Source organism: Streptomyces sp. P9(2023) (assembly GCF_032436795.1).
Taxonomy (GTDB): Bacteria; Actinomycetota; Actinomycetes; order Streptomycetales; family Streptomycetaceae; genus Streptomyces.
In genome coordinates, this window is the sequence record NZ_JAUPWM010000330.1 from 1 (window position 1) to 295 (window position 295).

At 47.1% G+C, this 295-nt stretch carries 1 pseudogene; it reads right to left on the bottom strand.

The features are described 5' to 3' along the window. A pseudogene (locus Q5762_RS37825) lies at positions 1 to 295 on the bottom strand (hypothetical protein); the annotation flags it as partial.

The following is a 295-nucleotide window of genomic DNA, read 5'->3' on the forward strand; positions in this document are numbered from 1 at the left end:
GAAAATCGAGTTATCCGATAAAGTAATACGCAACCCATCAGTGATATCCACTGCCTTAACCGTAAGGCCAGTAAAGCCAACTTGCTCGCTAAGTGCTTGGGCGTTTTTTGCGCCTGCTTGCACAATCGCAACGCTCTTCTCAGTGGCAAAGTTTTGAATACGGTCGCTATGAGTGTAACGTTTAGGCAGGGCTTCTACTAATGCCGTAATACCCGACTCTTTCGCTGCAGACAGCAACATAATAAAGGGTAATACCGCGTCACGTGTTGGTAGCGCTTTCAGTGCTTTGCCATTG